Here is a 643-nt window from a genome sequence, read left to right on the forward strand (position 1 = left end):
ACACAGAAGTTAAGCCCTAGTACGCCTGATGTAGTTGGGGGTTGCCCCCTGTTAGATATGGTAGTCGCTTAGCTTTTATCCGCCATAGCTCAGTTGGTAGTAGCGCATGACTGTTAATCATGATGTCGTAGGTTCGAGTCCTACTGGCGGAGTCAGATGATTGTTGTTAGAGAAGATGTTATCTTCTCTTTTTTATTATTTTTTTGGCAACAGGACATATATGTCCTGTTGTTTTTTGACTTTCCCTTATATAATAAGATTACTTTTGTACAGAAGGATTTTTATGAATAGGGAGTTAAACGACATGAAACATTTTGAATACTACTATGAAAAAGTTAAACCCATTGTTTTAAAACTACGTCGCACTTATTTTGTGAAATTGTGGGATTATGATGATTGGTTACAAGAAGGGAGAATTGTCCTCTTTCAGCTTTTACAAGATCATCCAGAATTACTTGAGGCAGAGGGAAAGCTTTATCCTTACTTTAAAACTAAGTTTTCAAATTATGTGAAAGATGTGATTCGCCATCAAGAAAGTGTGAAATGTCAATTTAATCAGATGGGGTATGAGGAGATTAGTGAATTGGACTACTGTATTGCTCAACCTGCCTTTATGCAGGCCGATGACTTTATTGCCTATCAA

General features: G+C 36.9%; 1 protein-coding gene and 1 tRNA gene. Both read left to right on the plus strand.

The window, feature by feature from the left end; translation table 11 throughout:
- Positions 1-78: 78 nt before the first annotated feature.
- A tRNA-Asn gene (locus ACFORE_RS08620) sits at positions 79-152 on the plus strand.
- Between the two features lie 152 nt (positions 153-304).
- Positions 305-643 (plus strand): sigma-70 RNA polymerase sigma factor region 4 domain-containing protein (locus ACFORE_RS08625; protein ID WP_380435100.1); only part of this gene is annotated, 339 nt, incomplete at its 3' end.

Origin of the sequence: Streptococcus alactolyticus, from assembly GCF_042649785.1 — a bacterium.
Taxonomy (GTDB): Bacteria; Bacillota; Bacilli; order Lactobacillales; family Streptococcaceae; genus Streptococcus; species Streptococcus alactolyticus.